Below are 25,444 nucleotides of genomic sequence, written 5' to 3'. Positions count from 1 at the left end.
GTAAATAACAGGGTCGCGCAGATTCATGTTAGGCGAGCCCATATCGATTTTGGCGCGGAGTACTTTGGAAGAGGCCGGAAAAGCACCTTCTTTCATTTTCGCAAAAAGCGTCAGATTCTCTAGAGTGGAGCGCTCTCGAAACGGGCTGTTCTTGCCCGGCTGCGTCAACGTTCCCCGGTATTCCGATACTTCCTCCGGCGTCAGATCGCATACGTATGCACGCCCGCGCTCGATTAGATGAACGGCTGCACGGTAGATTTCCTCGGAGTAATCTGACCCGTAATAGATGTGCTCGCCCGGATCGTAGCCAAGCCACTTGATGTCCTCGATGATCGCGTCCACGTAAGCAATGTCCTCCTTAAGCGGATTCGTATCGTCAAAGCGCAAATGAAACTTGCCGTTGAATTGCCTTGCTATCGTGTCATTCGTCTGAATCGCGTAGGCGCTGCCGATATGAAGATAGCCGTTCGGCTCGGGCGGAAACCGCGTACGCATCTCCCTCGTGAACGGATATTGCTCCAGTTCCTCCGTTATCAGCCTAAATAAAAAGTTGTCGCTTGAATGCTCTTTCTTATTATCCGATTCCATTGTCGGCTCCTCCTTAATGAATAACTGTAACAGCCAAGCTACCGCCAAATGCGCCTAATAAACGCAAAAAAGAACCTCACCTCCAAGACGTTGGTCTTGGGGACGAAGTTCTCGCGGTGCCACCCCAGGTTCATTAACATGTCGCCATATTAACCTCTTCAAGTACGGCATTGCAGGCAATGCTTATACTCTAGCTCTGTAACGGGAGCTCCCGTCATGCCATCCTCGCCCGGGGGCGATTCCGACATGCCGCTCAGAGGCTTGGTTCAGGGAAACGTCGTTCGCCCCCTCTCAGCTGCCGAGGGCTCTCTGTGCAACAACCTATTCCCTTACTCTTCTCGTCATCGCGTTTCAATGTTGCCTATAGAATACCAAAAGAGCAACCTCGATGTAAACCGGCGAATCTTCTACTTTAGTCGATCGATGCTACTCGCGCCATAGCGTCCCAACTGGCCGCAAGTCCAAGCTGGTCTGCCAGATCGCGCAGCTTGACGTAGCCCTTTGCATTAGACAGTACGGTCTCGATTGCAACCCCGTTCACCGTAACCTGCTTTCCGTTCCAGTCAATGACCGCTCCAAGCCGCTCGCCAACCAGTCTAGCAGGCACCCAGGTAGCGCCATGAACCAAGTAACCATCCGACACCGCTTGCCCGCCATGCACAACCGCCACGATTTCAGCGTCTTTGAACTTCTCCGGCTTAACGGGAGGTTTGCCCATTAGATCGTACTTCATGAGCGAGTACTGCTTAATAATTGCCATTAGCTTGAGCGGATAATTCGGATCCGTCGCATAACCGCAAGCGAGCAGCATCTGAGCTTGGCGCTCAGGCGTTTCCGCCTTCCGAACGCGGTCGTAACGCGGCGTTGCAAGCAGCAGATCGAGATCCTTATAGAAGTGATATAAGCTTGTGTAAGCGCGGAACGCCGCCTTCGTGTTGACATTGCGGCCATCGACATACTCCCACGTCCCCTTCACCACTGCTTCGCCATGCCAGTAAGCATTCGTCTGCCCGCTGCCGACCTTAATGCCGCTCAGATTGTTCCAAGGGTGAATAACACCGCCTGTTTCGAGCAAATTTTGGGCTAACCGTACGGAAGGAAACATCGTCGAGCCTTCCCCTCTTACCCGAATGACGGTTGGAGCAAGTGCCGCAAAAAACTGTTCTCTAGTCAAAGCTGCCATCTTAGAACTCTCCCTTCTCTCAACCCTAATGCTATCTTTGTATGCGGTAGAGTAGAACGGCGCAACGGACAAAATGGCATGAATCGGCAAGGGCATTAAAGGCGATAGACAGCAATTAACGCCTCTGCTGTCCTCAGGCGAAACCAAAAACAAACTGGCGTCGCATCATGCGCAAACGCCAGCTTGTTGTCGTATTCCCGCTATATTCCGTACAACCGTTTCGTATTTTGCAATAAAGCAGTACGCACAAGCTCCACCGGTTGCTGCTTAATGGCCGCAATATGTACCGCGACATCCTGCGACATGGCAGGCTCGGTCCTTCGCCCCTCATACGGTCCTTCGAACGGCCATGGCCCATCCGTCTCAGCCATCAGCAAGTGAAGCGGATATTGCTCCGCCAGCACCCTAATTTCCGCTTCGTAGGCGATATCCGGCGTCATCGACACGAAGTAGCCTGCGGCGATCATTCGCCGCACGGTTGCTTCGCTTCCCTTGAACCAATGGAAGTGCGCGCTCCGTACGCCGCTCCGCTCAAGTATGTCGCAAGCCTTGTCCGCGTCCTCATAGACGGCGTGCAGCACAATCGGCCGCTCCAGTTCCGCGGCAAGCGCTGCGAACCGTTCGAGCAGCGCGAGGTAAGGCGCTTCGTCGAACGACTGCCCCGCAGCCTCCGCTTCCGTTCTCGTATAATACGGCAATCCGACCTCGCCGATTGCGAAGCTCTCGCCTTCCGCATGACGCGCTCTAATCCAAGCGAACAGTTCATCCAGCTCACCAACAGACGGTATCGGCTGCTCCGGGTGGAAGCCATATGCGGGATGAACGCGATTCGGCAGGTGCGCTAGCGCCAACTCTCGATTGACAATCGAGGATTGCAAGTGCATCGACACGGCTACGACAGCAGCCGCACCCGCATCAAACGCCCGCTCCAGCATCGCTTCCCGTTCCGCTGCTTCATAATGATCGACATGGATATGAGCATCGATCCACGTCCCTGCTGCTGTTTCCCCGTTAACGGCGTTTGGCATATTCCGCTTCCCCCTTCTCTCCCGCTCCTGCCTGAAGCAGCTCATAGATCCGCTGCTTCAGGTCAATAAACGCAGGCTCCGACCACATCGCTTCGCTGCGCGGCCTTGCCAACGGCACGTCGAATTGCTCGAGCACAACTGCAGGCGAGGACGACAGCACGATAACCCGATCGGATAAGAACAACGCCTCATCGATGCTGTGCGTGACAAGCAGCACCGACCTGCGGTTCTCCTCCCAGATCGACAACAGCCACTTCTGCATCTGCAGCCGCGTCAGCGCATCGAGCGAACCGAACGGCTCATCAAGCAGCATGAGCCGCTGCGGCGACAACAGCGCCCGCAAGAAGGATACGCGCTGCTGCATGCCCCCCGAGAGAACATGCGGATAACTCTTTGCATATTCCTCAAGCCCGATGCGGCGCAGCCACTCCTCCGTGCTGCGCTTCGCTTCCTTGCGCTCCATGCCAGCGATCGTCAGCGACAGTTCAATATTGCCGGCTACCGTCTGCCACGGCAGCAGCGACGATTGCTGGGGCATATACGAGATATGCCCCGTCTGTCCCGTCGCCTGCTGGCCATCGATCCATATCTCGCCGCTAGTCGGACGCTCCAAGCCGCCGATGACCTGGAACAGCGTCGACTTGCCGCTTCCTGACGGCCCGACGATGGAGACGAATTCCCCTTCGCCGACCGTCAGCGACAGCCCTCCGAGCACTTCCTTCACGGCTGTTCCTTTGCCGAAGCTTTTGCTGACCGATTTAACCTCCAGCGCTTTGGCAACAGCTCCAGCCGCTCCAGCACCTGCAGCCATCGTCGTTCGTCGCTCTTGATCTGTTATATCGCTCATTGCTAGTTTCCCTCCTTCTTGGCAGGACGCCAGCGCAAGAGCAGCTTCTCGGCCAGCGTCATCAAGCCGAACAGCGACAGGCTAAGCGCCACGATGATGAATACCGACGCGAATACCCGCTCCGGCATGAACCCTTTGGCCGACAGCTGCATGAAGTAGCCCAGTCCCTTATTCGTGCCGAGCCACTCCGCGACAATCGCGCTAAGTACGCTATAGGATGCCGCAAGCTTAAGCCCCGAGAACAGATGAATGACGGCATGGGGCAGCTCCAGCTTCCAGAACAGCTGCCACTTGCCCGTGCCGATCATTTGCAAATAATTGCGCAACTGCGGATCTGTATTCGTGAGGCCGCTAAGCATGGCTACCGAGATTGGGAAGAAGCATACCATCATAACGAGCAGCACCTTCGGCAGCAGCGTGTAGCCGAGCCACATCGTAAGCAGCGGGCCGATCACGACGATCGGGACGTTCTGCGAAACGACGAGGAGCGGGTAGACTGCGGTACGCAAACCCGGAATTAGATGCAGCAAAGCGGCGAGCAAGAAGCCCGCCGCCGATCCGCCTGCAAATCCGAGCAGCGTAAGCCGCAGCGTCGCACCGGTATGTTCCGCTAACCGCGGCCATACGTTCGCCGAGGCCGCCTCCTGTACGATCGATAATGGGCTGGGAAGCAGCCATTGATCGACCTGTCCCCACATCGTCACCGCCTGCCAGCAAGCCAGCAGTACAGCGATAACGATTACCGGCGGCCATACCTTTGCCCATACGCCCGACTTATTGCCCATCTGGATATTTCTCCAGCAATCTGCCCATCGAAGCGCCGTTTGCCGGATTATAGTAGATTTTCACTTGCGAAATAACGGACGGACAGCCCATCTCTGCCATCGCTTCGCTCATCTGCTGCACAACCCCTAGCAAAGAGCTCAGCTCGCCTTCCATTGTCGTCTCCAGCGGAGCTACCCGGTAGGGCACGCCCGCTGCCTTAATGATGTCAATCGCCCGATCGACGTACGGAATGACGCTTTCTCCGCCCGGCGTCGTCGGCAATATTTGTATGCTTACCAGTGCATTAGCCATTCGTTTCCCCTGCTTTCGTCAGTATGAATTATTTCTTAGGCAAAAAGTCGTTCGTAAACGCTTTGTCCGCCTCAAGCTCCTTCTCCAGCAGCTTGTGGTCGAACATCCAGTTCGCATAATTTTCCCATACGCTCAGCTTCTGCTCGCCCCATTGCGCGGCATCGTCCTGGTATTTCGGACTCAACCACTTTTGGCTCGCGCGAACGAGCTCGGCATTCAGATCCGGCTCTGCCTGAATCAATACTTCGGCCGCATCCTCCGGATTGTCGATCGCATATTGGTAGCCTGCCGCAGCGCCCGCAACGAACGCCTTAACGAGCTCCGGATCTTTAGCGATCAGCTTCTCGCTTGTCGCAAGCACCGGTGTATAATAGTCCAGCTTGTCGCTATAATCGGTCAAATATACCATATTGATTTTCTCGCCGCGCAGCTCGGCCTCGACGCCCGTCCACGCGTAATATATCCAAGCGAAGTCGATATCACGCTTAACAGCCGTGAAGAAATCGCCGTCGCCGATGCTCATAATATTAACCTTCTTCACATCCGCTTGCTCCTCTTGCATGAGTGAATCAATGACCGCTTCCTCAAGCGGAGCGCCCCAGCCGCCGTATGTTTTGCCTTCGAACTTCTTCGGCGAATCGATGCCTTTATCGACAGGCGAAGCGAAGCCCGACGTGTTATGCTGAATGACTGCCGCGAGCGATACGAGCGGTACGCCCGCGATACGAGCCATGGTGATCGACTCCTGATAGCTGACGCCGAATTGTACGTTGCCGGAAGCGACCATTTGGTCAGCGCCGCTCTCGCCCGGCTGAATAATTTCAACGTCAAGCCCCTGCTCCTTGAAGAACCCTTTATCCCGAGCCACATACAGCCCCGTATGATTCGTGTTCGGCGTCCAGTCGAGCACGACCTGTACTTTCGTCAGCGGCTTATCCGCGCCGCTCCCTTCATTCTCTCCCGCGTTGCCGCTCTCCGGCTTATTGCTGTTCGCGCCGCAGCCTGCAAGTACGATAACGAGCGCCATTAACAGCGCCGTAAGCCTCCAAGTCATTCGTCCAGTTTGTTTCTTCATCCTGCTGTCTCCCTCTCCCTGTATCTCTTTATTTTGTCGAAACGAAACGAATCGAAAGGATATCTTGTCTGTGTCCGGTTGGTTGCCCCCGTGCGATCGGCCGCTGCCGCATGCAAAAAAGCGTCCTCCCGTATGGAAGGACGCCTGAAATTCGGCTGCGCCTATGCACGCTGCTTCGGCATGACGTTAGAAGCACGATCTAACGGTCGTCCCTTGCATGAAACGCGCAAAGCTTATCTTCCCTACGCTGGCATTATCCAGATCAGGTTTATAGGGTCGGGATTGCATATACATAAATCCCCTCTCAGCCGGCCTAACCAGCTCCCCGGAACATATTCGGTTTCGTCAATATGCCTATTATAGCAAATCCCGACTAAATAGCTATCTTTTTTTGAAGCTAGAAGGTCGGCATTAACCCGTTTGCCCTGCGTCGGAATGCTGCTGCGCCGCCTTCTTGTACCGTTTGCGCACACCGACGATCAGCAGAAGCAGCGGCAGCACGATTTGGAATAACGGAACGATTTTCAGCGTCACATCGAACCCTAGCCATATATGATACGTATTATTCGGTTCCAGAAACGATGCAGCGTAGATGACCATCCCGACTGGCCAGACCAAATGACGGTAAGCCGCCCCCGTCACTTCCTTAAGCGTAAGGACCGCCGCCAAGTACAGTGCCGTCATTTTTACATAGAGTCCGATGTATAGCAGCAGCGTAACGATAACGTCCAGCCGCTCGAGGAAATTCGCCAACCGAATCAATTGAACCGCCTGCAGCAGCGGCAGCGCCGTAACCTCAGACAAGGAGAGGCCCAGTACGCTCATCACGAGCATATTCATAAAAATCAAAAAGGCAGATACGCCCACTTGCGCCCAGAAGGTGACCTTCCGCAGCACTTGCTTCTCCTTCAAATATTTCCAATAGACAAGAAAAATGACCATTTGCCCAAAAGGAAACGAAACCAGATCCGGAAACGCCGCCTTCGCAATCGGGCCTATCCCGTTCTCCATCAGCGGTAGCAACTGGTGAATATCAGGCAGCTTCGCGATAAACAACAGCAAAATAATAAACAAATAGCTGATCCCCGCAATCGGGAACAGCAGCTGTGTAACACGCACGAACACCTCAAGCCCCTTGCTGACCGTGTACGCAGCGACAAACAGAATGAGCAGCATAATCATCCATTTGGGCGTCACGGTCAAGAGTGCCATATTCGTCAGTTCCCCTACGTCTCGCACATTACGCATCGATTCATAGGCGAACCATAGCGCATAGACAAGTCCAACCGCTCCGCCGAGCCATTTGCCAAAATGCATCAAGATCAGCTCGCCGAGTCCCGCTTCGGGCGCGCGCTTCTGCACCGTCACATAAACAACGGTCAACAGCAATCCGATGACCGCAGCCATCGTCATCGCAAGCCATGAATCGGGCTTCGCTTTGATGCCGAGCTCGAACAGCGGCGTGCTGCCGATTAAGAAAACAATAATCAGAATATACAACTGTTGTTTGCCGATCTGCTGCATGGCATCTCCTTTCCGTCTATGAACGCGCCTTCTCCTGCAGTTTCTTAAATCCGCCGCCGCTCATGCCCGCTGAATTCACTTTCACCTTTACGTCAATCTTCACTTCCATCTCTGCAAATAAGTCAGGCCAATCCCCCTTCATCTGCTTCCAAGCGTCCGGATGCCTCTGATGAATGATATTACCGAAACCAACCACATCCGCCTTATATCCCAAAACAGCTTTCCAACCGTTTTCCATCGTCGCTTTGATTGTCTCGGCTATCACTTGCGCGGTCTGGTCTACTTCTTTCGGCTTATTCATGTCGCCGCTGCAGTTGTACTCGAGCAGCGTGCCTTCCGCTTTTGTCTCAATATGCATCGTCCACTTGCTGCCGGAACGTTGCGGGCGAAGCTTCGTTTTCGCCTTCGTAATACGAATGGAGGAGACTTTGCCCTCCTTTCCGTCATCCGGACAGCCGAACGCTACCGTCGTCTTCTTGATCTGATTTTTGATCCACATCAGACCTGAGCTTTCTTCCTTCGTAATCCAGCCTACGAGCTTATCGCCGGAGACGATGCCCAGATCCATCAGCCTCACCTTGGAGGACGTATTCGTTCGGCTAAGCTTGTCTACCTGGTCTAGACTTTCTCCCGTTCCGGAGATCGCCAGACTCGGTATGCCAACAACCTGTGCCCCGCCAAGCAAATCCTTAAGCACCTTATGCATCGTCGTTTCCTGGAAGGTCGAGCCGTTCAACTGCTCATTGAAGATCATCTGCTGAATGGCGGCCCCAGGTATTTTCTCCAATGGAATGAGCTGCTCCAGTACGCGGCGCGCGTTGCCCTTCGTCAGAAATACGCTGACCGTCTCGCGCGAATCGGGATTTCGGAGATAGGCTTCCGCAAGCGCGGATATGCCTTTGCGCGCTGCATCCTGTCCAATAATAACGACTTGGTTGTGAGCGAAAAAAAGCCGTCTCGGCGTCTCCAGGCTCGCCTTGCTGATCGCAATCCGAAAGTTGTCCCCTTTGGTGGAGAACACATTAACCGCCGCGTTCGTGCCCGCCGCAGCGCTTTGGCCGGAAATTGCTTGCGGAATGACGACCTGATAGGACAACTGCCACTGCCCATCCTTCCAATCGATGCCCGTTGCCGATACGATCGCGATATCGCTTAACTCAACCTTGCCCCAGCAGCCCGCCAGCGGCAAGCAAATGAGCAGCGCCAGCAGTCCGGATAGCAGCCTCCTTCCGATCACACGCCCCCCCTCCTTCCGTTATGGATTGTCTGAATGCCTCTGTGCCGGCGGCTTCCGGCGATTAGGCAGCCGTCGCGGATTGCGCAGCTTAAGATCGAATGGGCGAAATACCATGGCCCACCATGGCAGGCGGATGAATACGTCACGAAATACGGACTGGCTTGCCGACCCCGGCGCCATCGGCGACATATAGGGCACGCCGAACGAGCGCAGCGACACGAGATGAACGAGCATAAGCAGCACGGAGATGAAGATGCCGAAGAAGCCGAACATGCCCGCCATCACCATGAAGATAAACCGGATAATGCGCGATGCCGCGCCCATATTGAACTCTGGCATGACGAAGTTCGAGATCGCCGTGAACGAGACGACGATTACCATCACCGCCGATACAATGCCGGCCTGCACGGCCGATTGCCCAAGCACGAGGGCTCCTACAATCGATATGGCAGGTCCGATGGCCCGCGGCATCCGCAGCCCCGCTTCGCGCAGCACCTCGAACGTCATCTCCATCAGCAGCGCCTCTACGAGTCCTGGAAAAGGGACGCCCTCTCGCTGAGCCGCTATGCTAATAAGCAGCGTCGTCGGCAGCATTTCCTGATGAAAGGTCGTAACGGCAATATATAAGGCCGGCAGCAAGATCGATACAATGAACGCCACATATCGGATCACCCGCACAAGCGTTGCTATATCGAACCGCTGATAATAATCTTCCGGCGATTGGAAGAAGCTGAAGAACGTTATCGGCGCCATCAGAGCAATCGGCGTGCCATCCACCATAATCGCCACTCGTCCTTCCAGCAGGATCGAGGCTACCGTATCGGGACGTTCGGTGTTCAGAATGGTCGGGAACAGCGTGAATGTCTCGTCTTGAATAAATTCTTCGATATAGCCGCTCTCCAGCACGCCGTCAATATCGATATCGCCAAGCCTGCGATACACTTCCTTAAGCACGCCTTCGTCGACGACGCCGTTCAAATAAAGCACCGCGACGTCGGTATGCGTTTGGCGGCCGATCTTATGCATCTGCACATGAAGATCGCTTGAGCGGATAATACGCCTAACAAGACTAATATTGGTCCGGATATTTTCGACAAAACCATACTGCGGACCGCGTATGACCGTCTGCGTCTGCGGAATCGTTACGGACCGCTGCTCGCCGCCTGTAACGCTGGCCGTCAGCACCGACGTGCAGCCTTCAGCTACGATCAGGCATAAGCCGTCAGACACCGCCTGCAGCGCCTCCTCCAGCGTGAACATTTCTCCTACGGAGCCAACGGATACAATGCAATCGCGCAAAGCCTCCAGCAGCTTAGTTTCCTTCGTATGCGCATGCTGCGGAAGCTGCATCGACATCAGCGGCTCCATAATGCTAACGTTCACGGTCTCTGCGTCGACGATGCCGTCGATATAGATAAGCGCAAGCTCCCGGCTGGGGGTCGCATCGCTGCGGAACATACGAACGACCAGATCGAAGCTGCCGCCGAAGCGGCTTCGGATCGCATCTGCATTAGCCTGAAGCGACGGACTAAGCGGCGTTCGCGCCTTCTGGGCATTTTTTTTCATAGCGGCATTCGGACACCTTTCCGTTTCCATGTTGCCTCTATTTTGGCGCAAACTGGTTGAATATATGTAAGATCATCCCGTCTCCTTATGATTGTAAATAATAACCATAGCGGAGCCTATAGCATAAGAACGTATGTTCTGTATATAATAAGGCAAGGTGAAACGGCTAACGCCGTACTTTGGCGGCGAGGCGCGTTTCATTCCGGAGAAATATAAGCACAGTATAAGCATCCCATTTTATGCTTTCTTATATTTAAACAAACGTTCTGCACAGTATAGGAGGAACACGATGCCCCGTCAAAGAGTTGTCATGCTGGCGGACTGCCAGTCGTTCTACGCCTCCGTCGAGAAGGCGGAGCATCCCGAATACAAGGATCTCCCGCTCGTCGTCGCCGGCGATCCCGAGCGCCGATCCGGCATTATTCTCGCCGCCTGCCCCCTGGCGAAACAATTCGGCGTCACAACCGCCGAGCGGCTAGGCGACTCGCTCGCCAAATGCCCGAATCTCGTCATCGTAAAGCCCCGCATGAAGCTTTACATTGATACGTCGATGAGAATTACGCAAATTTACGAAAGCTTCACCGATTTGGTCGAGCCGTACTCAATCGATGAGCAGTTTCTCGACGTGACGGGATCGCTGCAGCTGTACGGCCCGCCGGAGAAGCTCGCCGAGCTCATACAGGCGCGCGTACTGGCCGAGACCGGCATCTACACCCGCTTCGGCATCGCCGAGAACAAAATTTTGGCGAAGACCGCCTGCGACAATTATGCCAAGAAGAACGAATCCGGCATCTACACGCTAACCAAGGATTTGCTGGAAGAGACGCTATGGACATTGCCGGTAGGCAAGATGTTCATGGTCGGCAACCGGATGAACGCCCACTTCAATGCGATGGGTATGCCGACCATCGGCCATATCGCGCGAACGCCGCTGGATAAGCTGAAAGCGATGATGCGCCGCAAATTCGGCAAAAACTCGGACATCAACGCCGAGCTGTATTGGCGCATTGCCAGCGGCATCGACGACAGCCCCGTAACGCCCGGCACGCATCAGGTCGCGCCTACGACCGTCGGCCATATGATGACGCTGCCTCGCGATTACGGCAGCCTGGCGGAGATTAAGGTCGTGCTGCTGGAGCTCGTCGAGCTTGTATGCCAGCGCTGCCGCAGCAAGGGCTACATGGGACATGTCGTTTCCGTCGGATGCATGGGCGCCGACTACGACCGTCCGAGCGGCTTCAACCGGCAGATGAAGATGGAGGACCCGACCAATATTACGAACCAAGTATATCGATCCGCCGTGACGCTGCTGCAGAAGCATTGGGACGGCCTGCCTGTCCGGAAGGTCGGCGTCAGCCTCTCGCAATTTTCGGCGGATGACGAATACCAGCTCTCTTTGTTCGATCTGCACCGGGAGAAGTTGATCGCGCTGGAGAAGACGACCGACGCTATTAAGCAAAAATACGGCGACGCCAGCATTATACGCGCCGTATCGCACACACCGAGCGGCCAAGCGCGAGACCGCTCCGCCAAAATTGGAGGCCATTACAAATGAGAAAGAAGCTTGAGGGAAACGGACTGTGGGAATCGAGCCGCATGATGCTGCCTGAGCACAAAGCCGAGATTGTCCGGAACAACGAAGCGTTGAAGCGGCGCACGCGCGCCTCGCTCGATGAGCAGGAATGGGAAGCTGTCTCCCGCGCCGTCGCCGAATCGCTGCAGCTGCGGCTGCCGATCACGCTGCGGATGTTCCACCCGCTGGAGGAGCTCACGATTATCGGCATCGTTGATCGGGTCGATTCACAGAAGGGCCGGTTCATGATCGACGGCGAGTGGTTCGCGGTCCGGGATATTGAAGGCGTCGCGAGCAGCGACTAAAGCTTCTGCCGCTGCGCCGCAAGTACGGCAAGCTCAAGCTTATTCAGGATGAGTCCGTATTCGTTCGTCAGCTCGAACACCGGCGGCAGCGGCAACTTGCGGAAGTAAGGCAGCACTTGATCTGCCGAATGAAACCAATCTCCCTTCTCGGCAGGAGCGACAGGGCGATCCCCCCAAGCTGACGGCAGCTCCGGGCTATACAGCGGCTTCGCGCCCGGCTTCAACGCGCCGCCGATAAGCCGCTCCTTATAGACGCGCTGCGGCGGCAACTGCCGGATGCGGGCATAGAGCTGGGGCGCGAAGTCGGCCCGCGAGCCTGTATGCTTCACGGCGGCAGCGAAGCAGCGCGCGCCGTGGAGAACAGGAGCGATGCCGAACAGCATCGCATAGAGCTGCTTGCCGAATTCAACCCGCTCCTCTACATTCTCGAATCGCTCGATAATGATACCCGCCAGCTGCGTGCCTGCCTCCGTGCTGCAATCCCCGTCGGCAGCTGATTTGCCGCCGCTGCCGTAAGGAAAGACGACGCCGTTCAACTGCAGCACGGACTGCAGACCGAAGAACAGCGTTTGCAGCACCTTTTCTTTGAAATGCTCGTTCTGTATAACGCGCTGTTCGATGTAATGCTGCTCGTTAACGATAAGCGCCACCGTCAAGGGAACCGGATCCCGTTCCTTCCAGAACTGCCGCCATACAGGCGCCATGAACACCGAAACGTCAAACGCCGGCAACAGATGGAATAGGCTTCTCCCTTCCCTCAGGCTGCGCTCGTAGAGCAGCAACTGCGGGTAGGCATCTTGGAAAATAAGCGCATTCGCGCGTTCCAGGAAAGAGAACAGCTCCTCCCGCTGATCGTCCCGAAGCAAATAGGGCAGCCACTCCCCTTGCAGATCCGTCATATTCCAGCCGCCGTTGCGCGAGACGAGATGCGCAAGCAGCGCCCAATGAAGCACTGGCGTGCGAAAATAGACGGTCCGGTACGCCTCGGTCCGCGTTACGTTATTCCGATTGCACTTGTCCGTCTCCGTGCGAATCTGTGAGATGAGTGCCAGTTCCTCATCCGTCCACGATTCGGAAGCATGAAGGGGCGACGTCTCCGCCTCCTCCTCCAGCCTTCTCCACGCAGCCGTCAGCCGGGATATCGCAGCTGGCGACAGCAGGAGCGGAGATGCTTCCGCGATCATCTGCTCCGATACGCTCATTGCTTTCCACTTCCCGACAGCATAAGCGACAGCAGCGCGCGGAAGCGCAAGCAGCCGACCGAGAAACGATTCGCCGCTTCCCCGCTGCTGCCTTCGCCCTCGGAAACTTCCCTGTTTGTCCATACACGCCCCTCCCGATCATCACCTTATAAGACCAGTATCCTCCAAGTCGCAGGCTGCCATACGGAAGCGGGCGTGCAAGTTGGGCATACAGGGGAAGTCATAGTATAATAGAGCCAAATTTACGCTCTGCCTTAAGCGAGCAGCAGCAGACGGAGGTTGGAAGCGATGTGCGGAAGATATACGCTCACAATAACGATAGAAGAGCTAATGGTGCGGTATATGGTAGACGAGACAGGCATTCCGTTCCATCGTCCAAAATATAACGTAGCCCCGAGCCAGCAAGTGCTCGCAGTCATTAACGATGGGAGCGCCAATCGGCTCGGCGAGCTGAAGTGGGGTCTCGTTCCGCCATGGGCCGATGATCCGAAGGTCGGCTTCATGATGATTAACGCGCGAGCAGAGACGGCAGCCGCGAAGGCAGCGTTCAAGAAGCCGCTTCGCAGCAAGCGCTGCCTCATTCCCGCGGACGGATTCTATGAGTGGAAGAAGCTAAGCGGCGGCGGCAAGCAGCCGATGCGGATTACGTTGAAGAGCCGTGAGATATTCAGCATGGCGGGTCTCTACGAAACTTGGATCTCTCCCGATGGTGCCAAAATAAACAGCTGTACCATCCTTACGACAGAACCCAATCCGTTAATGGCTCCTATTCACGATCGAATGCCGGTCATTTTAAAGCCAGAGAATGAAGCGTTATGGCTTGATCGCAAGACGCAGGACGTAGAAGCCATTCTGCCGCTCTTGCGCCCATATGACGAGCGCGACATGGTCGCTTACGCCGTCTCTTCCGCTGTAGGCAACGTGCGCAACGACTCCCCCGAATTAATTGAGCAAATGATGGTGGACGAGCAGTTGCGGCTGTTCTAAGCTCGGGCGTACACGCATCATCTAGTTCATAGTAAGGTGGAGCTGAGGACACCTGAGGCCTTAATAATGGGTTTCGCATCATTTGACGGATCATGCGAACACCGATGTCCCTAATGGACTCCAGCCCCTCCTATAGGGGACTCATGAGTCCGCAACGGCACCAACGGCACTGCAATGCAATTTAATGCAAGCTAAGCTTGCCCCACAACAAAAAAAAATCGCCGACCGGATAGGTCAGCGAAACATGCCCCAAAGCTTGAGCAAATGAAACGTATTGTTCGGATCAATCTTTTGTCCCAGAACGAAAGCGACGATTTGATCCTCCTGCACATCGGTGAGCGGCTCCTGCAAAATAACGGCAGCAGCCTTCACCAGCCTGCGCACCTTCGGACGTTCCTGCAAATCATATTTCGTTACGTTGCCCAGCAGCTCTCGAATCCGGTCCTTCGTGACCGGATTTTTCAACTTATATTTGACGCGCTCGACCAACTGCGGCTTAATGCCGTACTTTTGGTAACTCACAGTCTAGACACCTCCAACCGACAGTGTTAACGGTTAACTATATGCCGGAATTAAGGAATTATTGCCTAGTCCAATTGCTCCCCTTGAAAAATTTGATCCTTCTGCAGCAGCGCGCGCAACCTTGCATAGGATGTATTGGTCCAAAAATCGTCTTGTCCCGTGATCTCGCCCGCGTCATCGCGCGCCTCTTCCAGCGTCTCGTAATCAGCCACCATATCGGCCAGCTTGAACTCGGGGAGCCCGCTCTGCTTTGTTCCGAAGAAGTCGCCTGGTCCGCGAAGCTCCAGGTCTCGCCGCGATACTTCGAAGCCGTCATCGGTATCCGTCATGACCTTCATCCGCTCGCGTCCGGTCTCCGACTTCGGATCGGACACGAGAATGCAATGCGACTGATGCTCGCCGCGTCCAACGCGTCCGCGAAGCTGATGGAGCTGCGACAGGCCGAAGCGCTCCGCATCCATAATGACCATTAACGTCGAATTCGGCACGTCGACGCCAACCTCGACGACGGTCGTCGCGACGAGCACCTGCGTCTCGTTCGCACCGAAGGCGCTCATGACGGCATCCTTATCGGCTGCCGTCAGCCGCCCGTGAAGAAGCGCAACCTTATACTGCGGGAACGCTTGCTGCATTTGGATATGCAGATCGATCGCGTTCTGCACGTCAAGCTTCTCCGACTCCTCGATAAGCGGACAAATAATGTACGCTTGGCGCCCTTGATCCACTTCCTTGCGAATGAATTCCAGAACGCGGTCCATCATGCTGTGCTTCACCCAATACGTCTTGATCGGCTTGCGCCCATGAGGGCGATCGCGAAGCGTTGACACGTCCATATCCCCGAACGCCGTAATGGCAAGCGTTCGCGGAATCGGCGTAGCCGTCATCGTCAGCACGTCCGGATTCATCCCCTTGCGCCGCAGCACGCTGCGCTGATTAACGCCGAACCGGTGCTGCTCGTCGGTCACGACAAGTCCAAGACTGCGGAAGAATACGTCGTCTTGAATAAGCGCATGCGTGCCAACCGCGATATCGATCATCCCCATCTGCAAGCCGGCAAGCACATCGCGGCGCTTCCGCTCCGTCAAGCTTCCCGTCAGCAAGCCGACCTCGATCCCCATCCCGCTGAACAGCTTCTGCAGGGAGCGCATATGCTGATCGGCCAATATTTCCGTCGGCACCATGAGCGCGCCTTGATGACCGGTCTTGACCGCTCCATACAGCGCGATAGCAGCAACGACCGTTTTGCCCGAGCCGACATCGCCCTGCAGCAGCCGGTTCATGCTCGATGGACGGCGCATATCCATCAATATTTCGTTGACGACCTTCTTCTGCGCATCGGTGAGCTCGAATGGCAGCGTTGCCGCGAACTGCCGTATCCATTCGCTCTCCACACGCATCGCCAAGCCGTCGCCGCGTTTGCGATTCAGCGCGCGATAAGCTTGCAGCTTGAGCTGGAACAGGAACAGCTCCTCGTACACAAGGCGCCGCCTGGCAGCTTGTCCTTCCTTCGCGTCCTCCGGCAGATGAATATGGCGCACAGCGTCGCGCCTAGCCATAAGCTGATGACGCTGCACCAGCTCATGCGGCAGCACTTCCTCGATCATCGTCTCGTATTGCGTCAGCGCTTGGCGAATCGTCTTTCGCATCCACGGCTGCGTAATGCTGCCGCCTACAGAATAGACGGGCTGAAGCGTACCGCTCTTAGCCGCCTTGCCTCCTGTAGCCGTGCTGCCGCCATCCTGAAACTCCGAATCGGATACCGTCATCTGCAGCCGATGCTGCTCCCATTTGCCCGTCAGCATCACTTCACGCCCAAGCGTAAGCTGCTCCTGCAAGTAATGCCGATTGAACCAGACGGCCGTCACAAGCCATCCGTCAATCTCAATCTTGCAAGTCAGCCGCGACTTCCCTTTTCCGTATCGTTGAAGCAGCGGATTACCGCGGATATGGCCAAGCACAGTCACTTTCTCGCCATCCTTGGCATCTGCCAAATTACGAATGCGATAGTCCTCGTACCGATATGGAAAATAGTCGAGCAGATCGGCGACGGTTTGAATGCCAAAGGCGTGAAGCTCCTGTTCCTTAGGAGCGCTCACGCCTTTAATTTGTTTAACGGAAACTTGATCTAAGCTAATCATCATTCACTCACACCTTGTACATAAATACGGCCGATAACCCCGGTCCCGTATGCGTTCCGATAACCGCTCCGATTGTCGTGAAGCCTATATGCTGAATATTGAAATGGCCCTTCAAGTATTCACACAGCTCCATAGCTGTATCATGACCTGAAGACCACGCAATCGTCATCGACACAGGCTCCTGCGCGTCGAAGCGCTGCTTCAGCATCTCAAGCACGCGCGCCATCGCTTTTTTCGTTCCGCGCACCTTATCGACAGGATAGACCGTTCCGTCCGGGTCCAGCGACAGAATCGGCTTAATATTAAGAATCGAACCTATAAGTGCCGAAGCTTTGCCGATCCGTCCGCCCTTCTGCAAATATTCAAGCGAATCCACCAAAAAATAAATTTGCATCTCGCCTTCGAGACGCTGCAGCTCGGCCAGGATGACATCCTTCGATTCACCGGCCAGCGCCATCTCGGCCGCCCGAATAGCACGCATGCCGAAGCCGTACGAAGCCGACTTGGAATCAATGATCGTAATATCGCCGGCGTCCTCCAGCATCGACTGCGCAATAACCGCCGATTGATACGTTCCGCTCAGCGCTGCCGATAAGTGCAACGAAATAATCGGCCCTTCCGGATCCTCGGCGAGCAATTGCTCGTACATCTCGGAGAACTCGTTCGGCGACGGCTGCGAGGTCGTCGGCAGAACGGACGATGAGGTCAGCTTCGCGTAGAACTCCTCGTTCTGGATCGTCACGCCGTCCAAATACGTTTCTTCCCCGAACAGAACCTTGAGCGGCACCATCGAAATACCCAGCTTCTCTCTTACCTCGAGCGGAATATCAGCGGTACTATCCGTTACAATTCGAACCTTCCCCATAGGAATCCCCTCCCGGACATAATAACGATTGCCAATTATTCAACGGCGAACAAATAAGGGTAAAGAGGCTGACCGCCTTCTTGCACCTCGGTCTCAAGCTCTGGGTACTGCTCGGCAATCCATTCGCACAATGCCGCGGTTACGCTCGGGTCGGCATCCTCGCCTGTAAGCACGGTTACGAGATCGCCGCCGTCCGCCAGCATGCTGGCTAGCAGCGACTGGCACGCGCCCAGCACAGCCGGATCAGAAACAACAATCGTCTTCTCCTTAATGCCGATATATTCGCCTTCGCGAATCGAGACCCCTTCGATCGTCGTATCCCGAACGGCCTTCGTTACTTGGCCGGAAACGACCTGTTCAGCCGCATTCCGCATCCAGTCCGTATTGCGCTCCATCGATTCATCCTCTTTGAAGGCAAGCACAGCCGCCAGCCCCTGAGGAATCGTACGTGTAGCAATAACCGTCACACTGCGTTCGCTAAGCTCGGCAGCTTGTTCAGCGGCAAGAATGATATTGCCGTTATTCGGAAGCAAATAAATATGCTCAGCGGAGAGCGCCTCGATTGCCTTCACGAAATCTTCCGTGCTCGGATTCATCGTTTGTCCGCCGGACAATACGGTATCCACATCATTTTCGAGGAAAATGTCGGCAATGCCGTCGCCAAGAGCTACTGCGATGATGCCGTAAGGAGCGCGTTCGTATACTTGTCCAGGCGCTACCGCCGCATCCGGCACTTGCCCCGCCAGCAATTCCGCTGCAGCTAAGCTTGCAGTCGCATAATTGGATGTTTCATGCTCCTGCTCCAGCAGCTCGCGGTGCTGCTCTCTCATGTTTAAGATATGAATATCGGTCAACTCGCCGTAAGGCAGAGATAAGTTAAGCACATCGCCAGGCTTGCGCGAATGAACATGCACTTTGATAATGTCGTCGTCCGTAATGACGAGAATGGAGTCTCCGTCCTTCTCGAGCGCACGTTTGTAAGCGGATTCATCAAAAAACGCCGCTTTATTGCCGATCAGCTTGCGATTGATAAAAAATTCCATGTCGTATAAAAACTCAATGGCTTCCGTCGACAGTCTCGCTTGCGCAGAGCTTGGCTCCTGCTTGCGAATGCTTGGCGCTGAGCCGGGAACGGCCACTTCCTCAGGAGGCGCGGCTTCAGAAGGCAATGTGTAGCCTTCTTGCTCTGCGTTTCCAGAACCAGCGTTCAAGCTATGCACGAAGCCTTCATAAATAAATACGAGCCCTTGCCCGCCGGAATCGACTACGCCGACCTGCTTCAGGACAGGCAGCAGATCAGGCGTGCGCTGCAACGCTTCATGCGCCTTCGCGTGCACTTCACGCATCAGATCGGCAACATCATTCGTTCTGCGCGCATACTGAACCGCATGTTTGGCTGCTTCTCTGGCAACCGTAAGTATTGTTCCTTCGACCGGCTTAACAACCGCCTTATAGGCCATGTCTACACCGTGCTGAAGCGCGTTCGCAAGCTGGAGCACTCCCGCTTCTTCCACCCCGCTCAGCGACTTCGAGAAGCCGCGGAACAGCTGCGATAGAATAACGCCGGAATTGCCGCGCGCGCCCATGAGCAGCCCTTTCGAAAGAGCTTCTGCCGCTTTGCCCACCCCTGCGGACGGTTTACTGCGCAGCTCGCGAATACCGGAGGTCATCGTTAAATTCATGTTGGTTCCCGTATCGCCATCCGGCACAGGAAACACATTCAAAGCGTTAACATGTTCGGCGTTACGCTGTAAATATTCTGCACCTAGCAGTGCCATTGCGGCAAAATCAGATCCGTTAATAAAGCGCTTACTCAAAGAAAATTCCCCTTCCGCTACATGGATACCCTCACGTCTTGAACAAATATATGGACTTGTTCCACTTGTAGATCGAATACATTGTTAAGTACATATTTCACTTTTGATTGAATATTATGGGCAACTTCGGAAATCTTCGTGCCGTAGCTCACGACAATATGAAGATCGATATGCAGCTTCTCTTGCTCCCGCCGCACTTCTACCCCGCGCGTATAATTGTCTCTTCCCAATAGCTCGGCGATACCGTCCTTCAGTTGCTTTCTCGAAGCCATTCCGACAAGTCCATAACAATCCAAAGCTGCGGAGCCAGCAATAACGGCAATGCAGTGATCTGTAACGTGAATGGAACCAAGCTCGGTGCTAAGCTGCAGAGGCATAGAACTACACTCCCTTACTGTAAGTATTATGGACTATGTATCATTGTACTATAAACAGCGTCTTTATAGAAGTGTACACGCCAAATACGGTCATAATCAAGCAAAATGCTTAATTATTCATTATATTTTACACGCTGGATCCTTTAGAATTGGGTTGAACAGAAACTTAGTTTATGATACGATGTTCAAGTGTGTTCAAATGCGTTCTAATGAATATCCGCTAACGAACTTAAGTTTTTGCATACGCAAATCTTGAAGGAGGTGTAGTCATGTCCCGCAAATGTTTTCTTACAGGTAAAGCACCGGGCAAAGGGAACAACGTATCCCACGCCAACAACAAAACGCGTCGTACTTGGGGCGTAAACGTTCAAAAGGTTCGCATCCTTGTTGATGGTAAACCGAAACGTGTTTATGTTAGTGCTCGCGCACTGAAATCCGGCAAAGTTACACGCGTATAATCATGGCTTTGGCCATAGATAAAAGCACCTGAGACCTCAGGTGCTTTTTGTTATCCCTTTACGCGATCGCGGTCGTAAGGCGGCAGCCAGGAACACTATCAGCTTTTTTGGAAGGTATTCAATATCGCCTTTACGAAACCGCCCAAAAATTTCGGCAGTTTGATCGTGTAAAATTTCATGCCTCATCCCTCCTCAGACACGCTCATCGAATTGTACCGTGACCAGAACATACGCTTATGTAACCATCCTATGCGTCCCTGGTCTGTCCTATTCCATCGTGAGCGTGCTCTGAAAGGGCTGTTATACGTTGTTTATCAAATCCGGATTATCGCGCATATACGTAACGATTGAGACGATGATCGCGACAACGAGATAAAAAAGGATCGCAACAACGAAGAAAGCGATTCGCAGGCCGATGCTATCGTACTTGCGAAAGAAGCGGATGCCGATATATAAGGCCAAGAGCGAGAACAAGTATTTCATAAATCCGGGTGTAAAACTGAAAGCAGCCAGCAGTGCCCCAGCCGCGAACGAATAAAGAATCATCCATACAATCGACTTGAATCTATCGCTCATCGTTACATCCCCTATCTAAGAGCCGCAATCGCCGCAGCGCGATCGTTCTCGGCGAACACCGCATTACCCGCCACAAGCACGTTGGCGCCTGCTTCACGGATAAGCGGAGCCGTCTCGCGATTAACGCCCCCGTCAACTTGAACATGCACCCCGTCCAAACCGCGCTCATTCAGAGCGGCTCGCAGCTGGCGCAGCTTGACGAGCGAATACGGAATGAACGATTGACCGCCAAAGCCCGGATTCACTGTCATAATCAGCACCAGATCGAGATCCTGTAGAATCGGCGTAAGTACGGACACCGGCGTAGCCGGATTAAGGGCAACGCCAACCGGCAATCCTTTTTCTTTAATAAAGTGAACCGTACGGTGAAGATGAACGCACGCTTCCGCATGTACGGTAATTCGATCCGCACCTGCGGCAATATAATCGGATAACGACAGCTCAGGACGCTCAATCATGAGATGAACGTCGAAAGGCAGCTTCGTTGCGCTGCGAACCGCGGCAATAACCGGCGGGCCAAAGGTTAGGTTCGGAACGAAATGTCCGTCCATGACGTCCACGTGAATCCAATCCGCCCCTGCTCTCTCCGCATCCTTAATCTCATCGCCAAGCTTGGCGAAGTTGGCCGACAATATAGAAGGCGCAATAATAGTCATAATAGGTTAGTACCTCCGTTTCTTGTCGTTCATTTCATTCATGAACAATACATAGTTGTCATATCTGCTCCGCTCGATCTCGCCTTTATCCACCGCGGCAAGCACCGCACAGCCCGGCTCATGCAGATGCGTGCAGCCGCGGAACTTGCAGTCGGAAGCAAGATGACGCATCTCTACGAAACAGTAGCTTAAATCCTCAATACCCAGCTCAGCAAAGTCAAGCTGGCTGAAGCCCGGCGTATCCGCGACATAACCTCCGCCAATCGCGATCAGCTCAACATGACGTGTCGTATGCTTGCCGCGGCCAAGTCTGTTGCTGATCTCATTTGTCTCGAGCGTAAGCCCAGGTACGATTGCGTTCAGCAACGACGACTTCCCGACGCCTGATTGACCTGCGAAGACGGCCAAGTGGCCTTTAAGACGTTCATGCAGCGCTTCGATGCCTTCGCCCTTGCGCGAGCTTGTACCAAACACCTCATAACCGATAGAACGGTAAATACGGTTAACGGAGGAGGCCGCAAGCTGCGCCTCCTCCGTCTCCATACCGTCATTTTCAAGATCTTGCTTGCTTAAGCATAGAACGGGCTCGATGCCTGCATGCTCGATATGGACTAGAAATTTATCCAGAAGTTGCAAGTTAAGCGCCGGCTCCGTCACTGAGAACACGAGAATGGCAAGATCGATATTAGCTACCGGGGGCCTAATGAGCTCCGTGCTGCGAGGCATCACTTCCTCAACCGTTCCTTCGCCGTTATCCGTCATGCTGTAAAGCACCTCGTCTCCAACAAGCGGGGATATTCCCCGCTTCTTGAATATGCCGCGCGCACGGCATTGGACCGGCGCTGTATCGGTGGAGACACCCTCCGCGCGAACATAATAGTATCCGCTAAGCGCTTTGACGATCGTGCCTCTCAGCTTATCTGTGCCATTACTATTGTTATTGTTGGTCTTGCTGCTCTTGCTGTTGTTGTTCTTCTTGCTTTGGCTGCTCATTGCCTTCGCCTACCTCCGCTTGGGTCGGCTCCTCGGATGGAGGCGCCTCGTTGCCCGGAATCGTCACGTTCGATGAGGTTGACCCTCCCGCAACTTCATCATACGTAATCGTCATCGTCTCGACGAATTGATTATCGCGGATGATCGTTACTCTCGCTTCGGTATCCGGCGCGACGACAACCGTTACCGCGAATGTCCGCGTGCTGTCAATTTGCCGCGGTTTGTCCCATTCCAAATCCTCGCCGCGCGCGTCGGAATACATGATTCGTATTTGGCTCGTCTTGCCCGCTTCAGCAGGCGAGATAATGAAATTGAACTTATGCTCCTTCGCATCAGCCGGCGATCCGGAGCTTACGGTAATCGTAATTTTTTCACCTTTGCCAACCTTCTCATTCGGCTGATATGGCCCTTGGCTAATGACATAGCCTTTCTGATGCAGATAGCTCGGCTCATAGAGGATGTCATCATTGTTTAGAACGAGCTCGCTCGCTTTCAACAGGTCCTTCGCTTCATCTAGCGATCGATCGATAAGATTCGGCATCGAAACCTCCTCCTTGCCTTTGCTGACCATGAACGTGATCTCCACTTGCTCCGGATCGAAGTCCGTGCCGGCTTCCGGTGTTTGCTTCAGAATCGTACCCTCGGGTTCTTCGCTGAACACAGGATCGGTCTTGATCTGACCCTCCTCAACACCAAGCGCAGCAAGCGCGTCCTTGGCGTCCTGAAGCAGCTTGTCAACGTAATTATCCAGTTTCTCCATCTCAGGCCCGTCACTAACCCACAGCTCGATAAGGGAACCTTCCTTGACAAACATATTCGCCTTCGACTGCTGGAATACTTGATCCTTCGGAATGTCCTTCTTGAACTCCCGAGTAACCGGATCTTGCACCCTCAGACCAGCCGCCTCGATCTCCGCCTTGGCGACCTCGAATGATTTGTCTACAACATAAGGTACTTTAACCTCTGGAACGTCAAGTCGGCCGAGCAGCGCTATGAAGCCCCAGATAATGAGCGCCAGCACGACGAGCGTTACGCCAACAATCGTAACCGGCTTCTTCCAGCCCTTCTCTTTGGCCGATAAGCCCTTCTCGTTCCATTGCGTATCCGTATTCGCATTTGCTGCCGCGGCGGATTGCTCCGACCGCTCGCTGCCCCCAATCGGCTTCGACACCTGCATGTCGCGAATCGCGGGCATGACTCTCGTTTCTTCCATATCGCTGTCGCTGTTAAACGTAATTTTCTTCTCTTTAAGCCGATCCGGGCGCAAGCATGTATCCAGATCGAGCAGCATTTCGCGAGCCGAGCTATAACGCTCGCTTTGGTTTTTGCGCATAGCCTTGAGGATGATATTCTCCACGCTTTGCGGAATATGCGGGTTAGCCACGCGCGGCTCCTCGAAGTTGTCCTGAAGATGCTTAAGAGCTACGCTAATCGGGCTTTCCCCAAGAAACGGAAGTCTTGCCGTCAGCATCTGGTACAGAACGATACCCAGCGAATAGATATCCGATTTCTCGCCGGTATTGATGCCCTTGGCATGCTCCGGAGAGAAATAGTGGACGGAGCCGATAACCGAACCCGTCTGCGTAATCGTAGAGGAGGTTACTGCACGGGCAATACCAAAATCGGTTACCTTAACGCGGCCGTTCTTGCCGATCAATATGTTATGAGGCTTAATATCGCGATGAATAATATGGTTCTGGTGAGCGTGATCAAGCGCATCGCAAATTTGCATGGCAATGCGCACCGCTTCATCAGCTTGCAGCGGCGCTCGCTCTTGAATGACTTCGTTCAGATTATTGCCTTCCACGTATTCCATGACGATGTAATGCGTATCGTCCTCTTGCCCTACATCATAGATGCTTACGACGTTCGGATGAGACAAAGCCGCAGCCGATTGCGCCTCGCGGCGAAAACGGCGAATAAACTCTTCGTCGTGCACGAACTGCTGCCGCAGCACTTTAACGGCCACCTTGCGGTTCAGAAGCACGTCATGCGCCTTATATACGAGCGCCATGCCGCCGCCGCCGATTCTAGTCAGTATCTCATAGCGTCCGCCTAGATCATGTCCGATCATCCAACTCGCTCCTCTCGATTCGCACCAGCCGCATCCTGTAGAAGAACAATCGTAATATTGTCGTCTCCACCTGCATGCAGCGCCAGCGAAATGAGATGCTCCGCCTTCGCGTCCAGCTCTAAATGCTCATTCATTACTGTCTCCAGCATCTGCTGATCGGTAACCATATTCGTGAGACCGTCGCTGCATAGCAGCAATACGTCACCTTGCAACAAATCAACCGTTTGAATATCAATATCTACATGGGAATCCGTTCCCACTGCGCGCGTCAGCACGTTGCGGCGCGGATGATGAGCCGCTTCCTCGGCGCTTAGCTGTCCCGACTTGACCAACTCATTGACAAGCGTATGATCGACCGTCAATTGCGTAATGTCACCTTCGGCAATCTTATAGGCCCGGCTGTCGCCGACATAGCCGATGATCGCATTGTCGCTCTTTACAAGCGCCGCTACGATCGTCGTGCCCATATTGGAATATTGCTCGTTTCGGGAGGCCAAGTCATAGACAGCCTCGTTCGCAGACGAAATCGCCTGTCGAATAAGCATCTTGCCCTCCTGCAGCGATAGATCGGGTTTGGCTGCGCCATGCTCGACCGTGCTGCGGAAGGCGTCAACCGCCTTCTGACTGGCAACGTCGCCCGCTTTGTGTCCTCCCATGCCGTCGGCCACAATGGCAAGCGTAACTCCGTTATTGAATTGGCTCACCCATGAATAATCTTCATTAACTTGCCGAACTCGTCCAATATCGCTGCGATTTGCAGTCAACAATCGATCTTC

26 protein-coding genes, 1 riboswitch and 1 other annotated feature are annotated in these 25,444 nt (G+C 54.3%); of the genes, 4 read left to right on the top strand and 22 right to left on the bottom strand.

Annotated elements, in window-relative coordinates; all coding sequences use genetic code 11:
* The 10 genes from AB4Z33_RS20200 to AB4Z33_RS20155 form a co-directional block, all read right to left on the bottom strand.
* On the bottom strand, positions 1–588 hold a 588-nt coding region (locus tag AB4Z33_RS20200; RefSeq protein WP_442051618.1), incomplete at its 3' end, for a glutamate--tRNA ligase family protein.
* 95 nt (positions 589–683) lie between these two features.
* Positions 684–942, bottom strand: a binding site (T-box leader).
* 58 nt (positions 943–1,000) lie between these two features.
* A complete protein-coding gene (locus tag AB4Z33_RS20195) occupies positions 1,001–1,771 on the bottom strand; it encodes a glucosaminidase domain-containing protein (protein WP_442051617.1) in 771 nt (256 codons plus the stop codon).
* A 200-nt stretch (positions 1,772–1,971) separates the two neighbouring features.
* Positions 1,972–2,799 carry a TatD family hydrolase gene (locus AB4Z33_RS20190; RefSeq protein WP_442051616.1) on the bottom strand — a complete coding sequence of 276 codons (828 nt, stop codon included), beginning with the start codon at positions 2,797–2,799 and terminating at the stop codon, positions 1,972–1,974.
* A complete protein-coding gene (locus AB4Z33_RS20185) occupies positions 2,783–3,646 on the bottom strand; it encodes an ABC transporter ATP-binding protein (RefSeq protein ID WP_442051615.1) in 864 nt (287 codons plus the stop codon). Before AB4Z33_RS20185 ends, AB4Z33_RS20190 begins: the two co-directional genes overlap by 17 nt.
* A gap of 2 nt (positions 3,647–3,648) precedes the next feature.
* On the bottom strand, positions 3,649–4,431 hold the full coding sequence (locus AB4Z33_RS20180; protein WP_442051614.1) for an ABC transporter permease: 783 nt from the start codon (positions 4,429–4,431) through the stop codon (positions 3,649–3,651).
* Entirely contained in the window at positions 4,421–4,723 is a 303-nt protein-coding gene (locus AB4Z33_RS20175; protein ID WP_442051613.1) for a thiamine-binding protein, read from the bottom strand. The genes AB4Z33_RS20180 and AB4Z33_RS20175 overlap by 11 nt, the downstream gene beginning before the upstream one ends.
* A 28-nt stretch (positions 4,724–4,751) precedes the next feature.
* Positions 4,752–5,798, bottom strand: coding sequence for an ABC transporter substrate-binding protein (locus AB4Z33_RS20170; RefSeq protein WP_442051612.1), 1,047 nt, complete (start codon positions 5,796–5,798; stop codon positions 4,752–4,754).
* A gap of 222 nt (positions 5,799–6,020) precedes the next feature.
* Positions 6,021–6,136: riboswitch (TPP riboswitch) on the bottom strand.
* A gap of 73 nt (positions 6,137–6,209) precedes the next feature.
* On the bottom strand, positions 6,210–7,322 hold the full coding sequence (locus tag AB4Z33_RS20165) for a GerAB/ArcD/ProY family transporter (protein ID WP_442051611.1): 1,113 nt from the start codon (positions 7,320–7,322) through the stop codon (positions 6,210–6,212).
* A 16-nt stretch (positions 7,323–7,338) separates the two neighbouring features.
* Positions 7,339–8,559 (bottom strand): Ger(x)C family spore germination protein, encoded by a 1,221-nt coding sequence (locus tag AB4Z33_RS20160; protein ID WP_442051610.1) that lies wholly within the window; start codon positions 8,557–8,559, stop codon positions 7,339–7,341.
* An 18-nt stretch (positions 8,560–8,577) separates the two neighbouring features.
* Positions 8,578–10,125, bottom strand: a complete 1,548-nt coding sequence (locus tag AB4Z33_RS20155) for a spore germination protein (protein ID WP_442051609.1) — start codon at positions 10,123–10,125, stop codon at positions 8,578–8,580.
* A 289-nt stretch (positions 10,126–10,414) separates the two neighbouring features.
* Between AB4Z33_RS20155 and AB4Z33_RS20150 the strand changes: the two genes are divergently transcribed.
* Positions 10,415–11,680, top strand: coding sequence for a DNA polymerase IV (locus tag AB4Z33_RS20150; protein ID WP_442051608.1), 1,266 nt, complete (start codon positions 10,415–10,417; stop codon positions 11,678–11,680).
* Positions 11,677–12,003 (top strand): YolD-like family protein, encoded by a 327-nt coding sequence (locus AB4Z33_RS20145; protein ID WP_442051607.1) that lies wholly within the window; start codon positions 11,677–11,679, stop codon positions 12,001–12,003. The genes AB4Z33_RS20150 and AB4Z33_RS20145 overlap by 4 nt, the downstream gene beginning before the upstream one ends.
* Here AB4Z33_RS20145 and AB4Z33_RS20140 read toward each other — a convergent pair.
* Positions 12,000–13,328, bottom strand: a complete 1,329-nt coding sequence (locus tag AB4Z33_RS20140) for a DUF2515 domain-containing protein (protein WP_442051606.1) — start codon at positions 13,326–13,328, stop codon at positions 12,000–12,002. The two genes, AB4Z33_RS20145 and AB4Z33_RS20140, sit on opposite strands and share 4 nt — an antisense overlap.
* 165 nt (positions 13,329–13,493) lie before the next feature.
* Here AB4Z33_RS20140 and AB4Z33_RS20135 point away from each other — a divergent pair, with 165 nt between their 5' ends.
* Positions 13,494–14,192, top strand: a complete 699-nt coding sequence (locus AB4Z33_RS20135) for an SOS response-associated peptidase (RefSeq protein WP_442051605.1) — start codon at positions 13,494–13,496, stop codon at positions 14,190–14,192.
* Between the two features lie 234 nt (positions 14,193–14,426).
* Here the strand turns inward: AB4Z33_RS20135 and AB4Z33_RS20130 are convergent, their stop codons facing one another.
* From AB4Z33_RS20130 to AB4Z33_RS20110, 5 genes are all read right to left on the bottom strand, one after another.
* Positions 14,427–14,714 (bottom strand): stage VI sporulation protein F, encoded by a 288-nt coding sequence (locus tag AB4Z33_RS20130; protein WP_442051604.1) that lies wholly within the window; start codon positions 14,712–14,714, stop codon positions 14,427–14,429.
* A gap of 65 nt (positions 14,715–14,779) precedes the next feature.
* Positions 14,780–16,855 (bottom strand): ATP-dependent DNA helicase RecG, encoded by a 2,076-nt coding sequence (recG, locus tag AB4Z33_RS20125; protein WP_442051603.1) that lies wholly within the window; start codon positions 16,853–16,855, stop codon positions 14,780–14,782.
* Between the two features lie 4 nt (positions 16,856–16,859).
* A complete protein-coding gene (locus tag AB4Z33_RS20120) occupies positions 16,860–17,717 on the bottom strand; it encodes a DegV family protein (RefSeq protein WP_442051602.1) in 858 nt (285 codons plus the stop codon).
* A gap of 35 nt (positions 17,718–17,752) precedes the next feature.
* Positions 17,753–19,495, bottom strand: coding sequence for a DAK2 domain-containing protein (locus tag AB4Z33_RS20115; RefSeq protein ID WP_442051620.1), 1,743 nt, complete (start codon positions 19,493–19,495; stop codon positions 17,753–17,755).
* Between the two features lie 56 nt (positions 19,496–19,551).
* A complete protein-coding gene (locus AB4Z33_RS20110; protein WP_442051601.1) occupies positions 19,552–19,911 on the bottom strand; it encodes an Asp23/Gls24 family envelope stress response protein in 360 nt (119 codons plus the stop codon).
* 269 nt (positions 19,912–20,180) lie between these two features.
* Here AB4Z33_RS20110 and rpmB point away from each other — a divergent pair, with 269 nt between their 5' ends.
* Positions 20,181–20,369, top strand: coding sequence for a 50S ribosomal protein L28 (gene rpmB / locus AB4Z33_RS20105; protein WP_337098770.1), 189 nt, complete (start codon positions 20,181–20,183; stop codon positions 20,367–20,369).
* Between the two features lie 98 nt (positions 20,370–20,467).
* Here the strand turns inward: rpmB and spoVM are convergent, their stop codons facing one another.
* From spoVM to AB4Z33_RS20075, 6 genes are all read right to left on the bottom strand, one after another.
* Positions 20,468–20,548: a stage V sporulation protein SpoVM gene (gene spoVM, locus AB4Z33_RS20100; RefSeq protein WP_040711006.1), complete on the bottom strand. Its 81-nt coding sequence runs from the start codon at positions 20,546–20,548 to the stop codon at positions 20,468–20,470.
* Between the two features lie 121 nt (positions 20,549–20,669).
* Positions 20,670–20,945 (bottom strand): hypothetical protein, encoded by a 276-nt coding sequence (locus tag AB4Z33_RS20095; protein WP_442051600.1) that lies wholly within the window; start codon positions 20,943–20,945, stop codon positions 20,670–20,672.
* 11 nt (positions 20,946–20,956) lie between these two features.
* Positions 20,957–21,601: a ribulose-phosphate 3-epimerase gene (rpe, locus tag AB4Z33_RS20090; protein ID WP_442051599.1), complete on the bottom strand. Its 645-nt coding sequence runs from the start codon at positions 21,599–21,601 to the stop codon at positions 20,957–20,959.
* Between the two features lie 6 nt (positions 21,602–21,607).
* Entirely contained in the window at positions 21,608–22,594 is a 987-nt protein-coding gene (gene rsgA, locus AB4Z33_RS20085) for a ribosome small subunit-dependent GTPase A (protein ID WP_442051598.1), read from the bottom strand.
* The gene (gene pknB / locus AB4Z33_RS20080) at positions 22,539–24,668 is read right to left on the bottom strand and encodes a Stk1 family PASTA domain-containing Ser/Thr kinase (RefSeq protein ID WP_442051597.1); all 2,130 of its coding nucleotides are present in this window, start codon (positions 24,666–24,668) and stop codon (positions 22,539–22,541) included. The genes rsgA and pknB overlap by 56 nt, the downstream gene beginning before the upstream one ends.
* Complete coding sequence (locus AB4Z33_RS20075; RefSeq protein WP_442051596.1) at positions 24,665–25,435, bottom strand: Stp1/IreP family PP2C-type Ser/Thr phosphatase; 771 nt, start codon at positions 25,433–25,435, stop codon at positions 24,665–24,667. Before AB4Z33_RS20075 ends, pknB begins: the two co-directional genes overlap by 4 nt.
* Positions 25,436–25,444 lie beyond the last annotated feature (9 nt).

Origin of the sequence: Paenibacillus sp. 2TAB19 (genome assembly GCF_052115185.1) — a bacterium.
GTDB lineage: Bacteria > Bacillota > Bacilli > Paenibacillales > Paenibacillaceae > Pristimantibacillus.
Note: the sequence above shows the minus strand (reverse complement) of the source record. Positions and strands in the feature narration are given on the sequence as shown.

Bases quoted from the DNA above. Each gene is read 5' to 3' on its own strand.
- spoVM (WP_040711006.1), bottom strand. From the start codon at position 20,548: ATGAAATTTTACACGATCAAACTGCCGAAATTTTTGGGCGGTTTCGTA.
- AB4Z33_RS20155 (WP_442051609.1), bottom strand. From the start codon at position 10,125: ATGAAAAAAAATGCCCAGAAGGCGCGAACGCCGCTTAGTCCGTCGCTT.
- AB4Z33_RS20095 (WP_442051600.1), bottom strand. From the start codon at position 20,945: ATGAGCGATAGATTCAAGTCGATTGTATGGATGATTCTTTATTCGTTC.
- AB4Z33_RS20140 (WP_442051606.1), bottom strand. From the start codon at position 13,328: ATGGACAAACAGGGAAGTTTCCGAGGGCGAAGGCAGCAGCGGGGAAGC.
- AB4Z33_RS20175 (WP_442051613.1), bottom strand. From the start codon at position 4,723: ATGGCTAATGCACTGGTAAGCATACAAATATTGCCGACGACGCCGGGC.
- rpe (WP_442051599.1), bottom strand. From the start codon at position 21,601: ATGACTATTATTGCGCCTTCTATATTGTCGGCCAACTTCGCCAAGCTT.
- AB4Z33_RS20115 (WP_442051620.1), bottom strand. From the start codon at position 19,495: ATGGCACTGCTAGGTGCAGAATATTTACAGCGTAACGCCGAACATGTT.
- recG (WP_442051603.1), bottom strand. From the start codon at position 16,855: ATGATGATTAGCTTAGATCAAGTTTCCGTTAAACAAATTAAAGGCGTG.
- rsgA (WP_442051598.1), bottom strand. From the start codon at position 22,594: ATGAGCAGCCAAAGCAAGAAGAACAACAACAGCAAGAGCAGCAAGACC.
- AB4Z33_RS20150 (WP_442051608.1), top strand. From the start codon at position 10,415: ATGCCCCGTCAAAGAGTTGTCATGCTGGCGGACTGCCAGTCGTTCTAC.
- AB4Z33_RS20185 (WP_442051615.1), bottom strand. From the start codon at position 3,646: ATGAGCGATATAACAGATCAAGAGCGACGAACGACGATGGCTGCAGGT.
- rpmB (WP_337098770.1), top strand. From the start codon at position 20,181: ATGTCCCGCAAATGTTTTCTTACAGGTAAAGCACCGGGCAAAGGGAAC.
- AB4Z33_RS20120 (WP_442051602.1), bottom strand. From the start codon at position 17,717: ATGGGGAAGGTTCGAATTGTAACGGATAGTACCGCTGATATTCCGCTC.
- AB4Z33_RS20170 (WP_442051612.1), bottom strand. From the start codon at position 5,798: ATGAAGAAACAAACTGGACGAATGACTTGGAGGCTTACGGCGCTGTTA.
- AB4Z33_RS20110 (WP_442051601.1), bottom strand. From the start codon at position 19,911: ATGCCTCTGCAGCTTAGCACCGAGCTTGGTTCCATTCACGTTACAGAT.
- AB4Z33_RS20180 (WP_442051614.1), bottom strand. From the start codon at position 4,431: ATGGGCAATAAGTCGGGCGTATGGGCAAAGGTATGGCCGCCGGTAATC.
- pknB (WP_442051597.1), bottom strand. From the start codon at position 24,668: ATGATCGGACATGATCTAGGCGGACGCTATGAGATACTGACTAGAATC.
- AB4Z33_RS20195 (WP_442051617.1), bottom strand. From the start codon at position 1,771: ATGGCAGCTTTGACTAGAGAACAGTTTTTTGCGGCACTTGCTCCAACC.
- AB4Z33_RS20145 (WP_442051607.1), top strand. From the start codon at position 11,677: ATGAGAAAGAAGCTTGAGGGAAACGGACTGTGGGAATCGAGCCGCATG.
- AB4Z33_RS20190 (WP_442051616.1), bottom strand. From the start codon at position 2,799: ATGCCAAACGCCGTTAACGGGGAAACAGCAGCAGGGACGTGGATCGAT.
- AB4Z33_RS20165 (WP_442051611.1), bottom strand. From the start codon at position 7,322: ATGCAGCAGATCGGCAAACAACAGTTGTATATTCTGATTATTGTTTTC.
- AB4Z33_RS20135 (WP_442051605.1), top strand. From the start codon at position 13,494: ATGTGCGGAAGATATACGCTCACAATAACGATAGAAGAGCTAATGGTG.